This window comes from Actinoalloteichus spitiensis RMV-1378 (genome assembly GCF_000239155.1).
Taxonomy (GTDB): domain Bacteria; phylum Actinomycetota; class Actinomycetes; order Mycobacteriales; family Pseudonocardiaceae; genus Actinoalloteichus_B; species Actinoalloteichus_B spitiensis.
This window is the reverse complement of sequence record NZ_AGVX02000330.1, coordinates 1-6189: the sequence shown is the minus strand read 5'-3', so window position 1 is coordinate 6189 and position 6189 is coordinate 1. Positions and strand designations below refer to the sequence as shown.

The following is a 6189-nucleotide window of genomic DNA, read 5'->3' as shown; positions in this document are numbered from 1 at the left end:
GCGACGAGCACCCGCGCCACCGAGGAGATCACCACCGCATCCCGGGACCGTCTCTCCCCCGCACCGCACCGAACCGCCGGCCCGGCGCGCCGGCCCGTTCCGGCACGCGGTGGACCGGCACCTCGGCTGGCCGGTAGCGGCACGAACGCGCCGCGCCAACCGGGGCCCGGACTGGGCGTGGCCTGCGCCACCTCCACCCTGCTGATCAGCGTCCGTGCCGGTGCTGCCCGGCAGGCTGTCGGGTGGCGGGGCTACGGTGCGGTCGCCGATGGCTCGCGGGGGTCCGGGGAACGGCACGCGGGCGGAGTCAGGGTGCGCGCCCGGCTCCCCGCCAGGCCTCGGCACCGCCCCGCCCGCGACGGGTCCTTCCGAGGCGGGAGGACCCGACCAGATCCCACGAGATGAGAGGGAGCACGACACCGATGCCGGAGACCCCCACGCCACCGGTTCCCACCAGGGCCGGGCAGGAGGCCGTACTCGGCGAGGACGGGCTGCGGCGCTGCGTCTGGGCGTCCACCCACCCGGTGAACAGGCACTACCACGACACCGAGTGGGGGTTGCCGGTACGGGGGGAACAGGAGCTGTACGAGCGGATCACCCTGGAGGGGTTCCAGGCCGGTCTGTCCTGGTTGACGATCCTGAACAAGCGCGCCGCCTTCCGGCAGGCGTTCTGCGACTTCGTCCCGGAGAAGGTCGCCGCCTTCACTGACGAGGACGTGGACCGCCTGATGACCAACGCGGCGATCGTCCGCAACCGGCGGAAGATCGAGGCGGCGCGGACGAACGCCCTCGCCGTCCTGGACCTGCGCGCGGAGGGCGGGCTGGACTCGTTCCTCTGGTCGTTCCGGCCGGAACGGACACCGGCGCCCCGTTCCACGGCTGAGGTGCCGACCACCAGCCCCGAGTCGACCGCCCTGTCGACGGCGCTCCGGCGGCTCGGCTTCGCGTTCGTCGGGCCCACCACGATCCACGCGCTGATGGAGGCGGTCGGGATGATCGACACCCACCTGGTGGGCTGTCACCGGCGGGGGACGTCCGGGGTGTGGCCCGAAGGCTGAGGGGTCCCGGCAGGCGCCAGCGCCCGGCGTTCGGGGCGGCGGTCATGCCCGAGCAGCGTCCCCTCCCGGGTACTCCGGCCGCCACATCGCGTCCTGGACCGCCTGGACGACGTCCTCGGCCTGACGCGCGGCCACCCCCTCCCGCACCGCCTGGCGGACGACGGCCGCGGCGACGGTGGCCGAGGAAGCGCGGAGGTTGCCGACCCGGGGCAGCAGGGGAGCCCCTGGCCCCACCTCCTCGACCTGCCCGGCCACCGCCTCCGCCGCGGCGAGCAGCATGCCCGCCGTCACGCGTTCGGCGCGGGCGACGATGACGCCGAGCCCGAGACCCGGGTAGAGCAGGGCGTTGTTGGCCTGGGCCACCACGTGCCGGGTACCCCGGAGGTCGACCGGGTCGGCCGGAACGCCCGTGGCGGTCAGGGCCCGCCCGCCGGTCCAGGACAGCAGGTCCGATGGCTTCGCCTCCGCCCGCTCGGTCGGGTTGGACAGCGGGAGGATGACGGGCCGCTCGGTGTGCTGGGCCATAGCGGCGACGACTCGTTCGTCGAAGGCCCCTGCCACCGTGGACGTGCCCACGAGGATGGTGGGGTGCACCTGCCGCACGGTCGAGAACAGGTCGACCGCGCCGTTGCCCCAGCCGGCCACCTCGTCGGGTGGCCGGGCGTAGTCCCGCTGGTAGTCGCGCAGCTCCCGCATGTCGGACACGAGCAGACCCTGGCGGTCCACCAGCCACACCCGGCAGGTCGCCTGCGCCCGGCTCAGACCGTCCCGGACCATGGCGTCGCGCAGCTGGTCGGCGATGCCGACCCCGGCGGTACCGGCGCCGAACACCACCACCCGCTGGTCGCGGAAGGGGCTGCCGGTAACGCGGAGCGCGTTCATCACCGCCGCCAGGGTGATCGCCCCTGTTCCCTGGAGGTCGTCGTTGAACACGCGACGGGTGCCCCCGTACGCCTCCAACAGCCGGCGGGCGTTGCCCGGTCCGAAGTCCTCCAGGTGCACCAACGCGTGCGGGTACCGGTCGGTGACGGCGTCGAGGAAGGCCGCCACGAACTCGTCGTAGCGTTCGCCGGTCGCCCTGCTGTGCCTGGCTCCCAGGTAGAGGGGATCGTTGAGGAGGGACTGGTTGTTGGTGCCGACGTCCAGCACCACCGGCAGGCAGCGCGCGGGGTGCACGCCGGCCGCCGCCGTGTACACCGAGAGCTTCCCCACGGCCAGCCGCACGCCGTGCACGCCCCAGTCGCCGATGCCCAGGATCTGCTCCGAGTCGGTGACCACCAGCAGGTCGACGTCCTCGGGTCCCAGCCCGCGCGCGTCGAGGGCGGGACCGATGTCCTCGGGGTGGTCGATCGACAGGTGGACGCCACGGGGGGACCGGTACTCGTGGCTGTAGTGGCGGACCGCCTGACCGACGGTGGGGTCGTAGACGACGGGCAGCAGCTCGGTGAGGTGCTCGGTGAGCAGCCGGTAGTACAGCACCTCGTTCCGGTCGTGCAGCTGTTCGAGGTACAGGTTCGCCGCGAGGTCGTCCGGCTGCGCCCGGCACTGCTCGTAGGCCCGCCGCGCCTGCTGGTCGAGGGTGAGCACCGCGTCTGGCAACCAGCCGACCAGGCCGAGCCGTTCGCGGTCGGCCCGGGAGAACGCCGTGCCCTGGTTGGTCAGGGCATCCCGCAGGACTTCCGGTACCTCGGCCATCCGCGTCCCCTCCCGGCCGGTCGTGTCCGCATCATCGCCCCCTTCCTGGCGCGGCGCATGCGGGGCGGCGGCCCCGCTCCCTCCGGGGGTGGCGCGGCCGGCCGAGCGGAGGGGCTCCCCTCCGGGCCCGTTCGCCCGACCGGTGGTCCCCCTGCCTCGTCGACGCTGGTCAGTCGCCGTCGGGCAGGTCCAGCTCGGACTCCCGCACCAGCAGCGCCAGCTGGACGCGGTTGGTCAGACCGAGTCGGGCGAGCGCGGCCGACACGTGGGTCTTGACGGTGGGAACGCTGAGGTGCAGGACGCGGGCGATGTCCGCGTTCGACAGGCCCCGCCCCACCTCGCGGGCTACCTGACGTTCCCGTTCGGCCAACGGGGCGAGCCTGGCACGTGCCTCCTCGGCGCGGCGGGACCGGGCGCCGTTCTCGGGGGCGACGGTGCGCCGGATGAGTCCCCGCAGCACCGACGGGGAGAGCACGGGGTCGCCGGCGGCGGCGCGCCGGATCGCCTCGACGAGGTGTTCCGGCGGGGTGTCCTTGAGCAGGAACCCGACCGCGCCGGCTGACAGTGCCCGGTGCACGTGCCGGTCGGCGTCGAAGGTGGTCAGCACGATGACCTCGGGAGGCGCGGGACGTGCCCTGAGCGCCTCGGTCGCGCTGAGACCGTCCATCGTCGGCATCCGGATGTCCATCAGCACGACGTCGACCGGGGTGGTCGTCAACGCGTCCAGCGCCTCCGCGCCGTTGGCAGCCCTGCCGACGACGGAGATGCCCTCGGCGCCCTTCAGCATCATCGTCAGCGCGGTCAGGACGAGGGGGTCGTCGTCGACGAGCAGGACCCGGACACCGGTCATGTCGGCCACGGTAGCCAGGCGGTCAGCCGCCAACCGCCATCGGGCAGCGGGCCGTGCTCCAGGTCGCCGCCCGCGATGCGGACCCGTTCGCGGAGTCCCAGCAGGCCCTGGCCCGATCCGGGCAACGCCGGGGCCGCCGAGTGCGCGGCTCCCCCGGAGTTGACCACGTCGAGGGTGAGCCCGTCCTCCGCGCGGCCGCTGGCGCGGACCACGACGGCGGTGCCCGGGGCGTGCTTGCGGGCGTTGGTCACCGCCTCCTGCACGACGCGGTAGGCGGTCCTGCCCAGTGATCCGGGCACCGCGTCCGACACCTCGTCGTGGTACCGGATGTCGACCCCGCCCGTGCTCGACTCCGCCACCAGCGCGGGCAGGTCGGTGAACGCGGGCTGGGGGGAGTCCGGTTCCGGGGCGCGCAGCACACCGATCACCTCCCGCAGGTCCTGGAGGGCCTGGTGCGCGCTGCTCCTGATGACCCCGACCGCCTGCCGTGTCTCCTCCGGGCTGGCGTCCGTCCGGTACTCCAGCGCGCCGGCGTGGAGGCTCAGCAGGGACAACCGGTGCCCCAGCACGTCGTGGATCTCCCGGGCGATCTCGTCCCGGCTCGACCGGCGTGCCCGCTCGGCGAGCAGCTCCGCCTCCGCCTCCGCCTGCTCGGCGCGGGTGCGCAACGACCGGAGCAACGACCGGCGCTGTTGCACCGTGATGCCCCAGGCGGTGGCCGCCGAGTGCACCGCGGCTCCCAGCAGGAGGACGAGCGGGCGCCCCTCGGGGGGTTCGGGCCGCCACCCCACGGACAGGGTGGCGGACACGAGGCTGAGCAGGAGGACGGCGATGCTGACCCGGGGTGGTCGCCGCACGGCCAGCGAGAAGAGCGCCGCGACCATCGCCCCGGCGGCGGTCTCGGCGACGGTGGCGACGACGACCAGCCCCACCGCGATGGCGGTGGGCCAGGACCGGCGCCACCACAGGGCGGCGCACCCCGCGACCCCCAGCAACTGGTCGGTCGTGGACAGCCAGCCGGGCATGGTGGGGTCCTGCCGGTAGAGGGCCGCCGTCCAGAGCCCGTAGGCGGCCGCCGCCAGGAAGAGCCCGAAGTCGACCAGCCAGTCCCGGCTCCCCTGGCGCCTGCGTCCCACGGCGGTCATGGGGTGTGAGCCTAGGAGGCGTGACACCGGACGAGCGGTCCCGCACGGCCTCGCGATACCGAAGTTGGTGCCGGCGGGACCTTCGACGGAGTTCCCCGGGGAGGCCGGCACCTCCGTCGGCGCGGTCGATCCCCCGGACCGAGGCGGCCGGACGCGTGCCGTGGCTAGCCTGCCGGCATGGTGAAGTTGATGGGAGCGGCCGGGTTCCTCCTGACGCTCATGGGGATCAGCGGCACGATCGACCATCTGGCGGCCCAGCCGGTCATGGGCTTCCTGTTGAACGTGCTCAACCGCGAGGTGTTCGAGCGGTTCGAGCTGTTCTCCGGCGTGGAGGTGTACGCGAACCTGACCGTCTCCGTGCTCGGGGTCGTGGTGGTGGTCCTCGCGGGCCGGCTGGGCAGGGGCTGACCACGCCCGGGCGGATCGGGAGCGGGGTCCCGAGCCGGCGGGGCGGGGACCGGCGCCCTCACCACGGCCCCCTCAGCTCACCACCGGCCCCGGGACCGTCCCCACCACGTGGACCGGGGCGAGGGCAAGGCTCCGGTCGTCAGCGAGCTGTCCGCCAGCCGTGTATCAAGATCGGTATGCGCTTGCTACGGGCACAGGAGGCGTTCTTCACGGCCAGGCGGCCCCGGAAGGACTCCCCGCACACCACGGCCGCCTACCGGCGGGACCTGGCTGGCATCACCCGCCTGCTCGCCGAGGAACACGCCGTGGCCGTGGAGGAGCTCCGCCTCGAGGGGGCCACGGCGGAGGCCCTGCGTGCGGCGTTCGGCCGCTTCGCCGACACCCACGCGAAGAGTTCGGTGCTCCGGGCGTGGTCCACCTGGAACCAGTTCCTCACCTTCTGCGTGGCGGAGGGCGTCCTCCCGGGCAACCCGATGGCGGCGATCGACCGGCCGCGCACGCCGCCGCTGTCCCCCAAGCCGCTGCGCGGCGAGGGGACCCCGGAAGAGCTGTTGCGCGCGGTGGCGGGGGGCGCGCGCCGGGCGCGCCGCCCGTGGCCGGAGCGTGACGTGCTGGTGCTCTCCCTCGGCCTGGTCACCGGGCTGCGCGCGGGGGAGATGCGGGAACTCACCCTGGACTCGGTGGTGGGACGTCCCGGGGAGCGACGACTGCACGTCCGGGGCAAGGGGAGCCGCGAACGGTCGATTCCCATCGAAGGGCCGTTGGAGCGGGTGATCGAGGGCTACCTGGCGTCCTGCCGCGCGAGGTTCCCGCACCGCCGGCCGCGGCGTTCCTCACCGCTGCTGCTGGACCAGCGGGGTGAGCCGATCGGGCGCGGCGCGTTGGAGTACCTGGTGAAGTCCTGCTTCCGGTGGGCCGGCCTGCACGACAGGGTGCCCTCAGGCGCGAGCCTGCACGCGCTGCGCCACACCTTCGCGACCCGGCTGGCCGAGGACGGCGCCAACGCCTCGGAGATCATGGCCTTGCTGGGGCA

6 protein-coding genes are annotated in these 6189 nt (G+C 74.0%); 3 read left to right on the top strand and 3 right to left on the bottom strand.

Features of this window, described 5'->3' with window-relative positions:
• The first annotated feature begins 422 nt into the window (after window positions 1–422).
• Window positions 423–1058, top strand: a complete 636-nt coding sequence (locus tag ACTIDRAF_RS0214955; protein ID WP_016699541.1) for a DNA-3-methyladenine glycosylase I — start codon at window positions 423–425, stop codon at window positions 1056–1058.
• A gap of 42 nt (window positions 1059–1100) precedes the next feature.
• On the opposite strand, the gene ACTIDRAF_RS0214950 is transcribed toward ACTIDRAF_RS0214955, so the two are convergent.
• From ACTIDRAF_RS0214950 to ACTIDRAF_RS0214940, 3 genes are all read right to left on the bottom strand, one after another.
• Complete coding sequence (locus tag ACTIDRAF_RS0214950; RefSeq protein ID WP_016699540.1) at window positions 1101–2753, bottom strand: NAD-dependent malic enzyme; 1653 nt, start codon at window positions 2751–2753, stop codon at window positions 1101–1103.
• Window positions 2754–2922: 169 nt separating this feature from the next.
• Entirely contained in the window at window positions 2923–3603 is a 681-nt protein-coding gene (locus tag ACTIDRAF_RS0214945) for a response regulator transcription factor (RefSeq protein WP_039787496.1), read from the bottom strand.
• Entirely contained in the window at window positions 3600–4748 is a 1149-nt protein-coding gene (locus tag ACTIDRAF_RS0214940; protein ID WP_016699538.1) for a sensor histidine kinase, read from the bottom strand. The genes ACTIDRAF_RS0214945 and ACTIDRAF_RS0214940 overlap by 4 nt, the downstream gene beginning before the upstream one ends.
• A gap of 177 nt (window positions 4749–4925) precedes the next feature.
• Between ACTIDRAF_RS0214940 and ACTIDRAF_RS0214935 the strand changes: the two genes are divergently transcribed.
• Window positions 4926–5156, top strand: coding sequence for a hypothetical protein (locus ACTIDRAF_RS0214935; RefSeq protein WP_016699536.1), 231 nt, complete (start codon window positions 4926–4928; stop codon window positions 5154–5156).
• Window positions 5157–5332: 176 nt separating this feature from the next.
• Window positions 5333–6189 (top strand): tyrosine-type recombinase/integrase (locus tag ACTIDRAF_RS0214930; protein ID WP_016699535.1); only part of this gene is annotated, 857 nt, incomplete at its 3' end.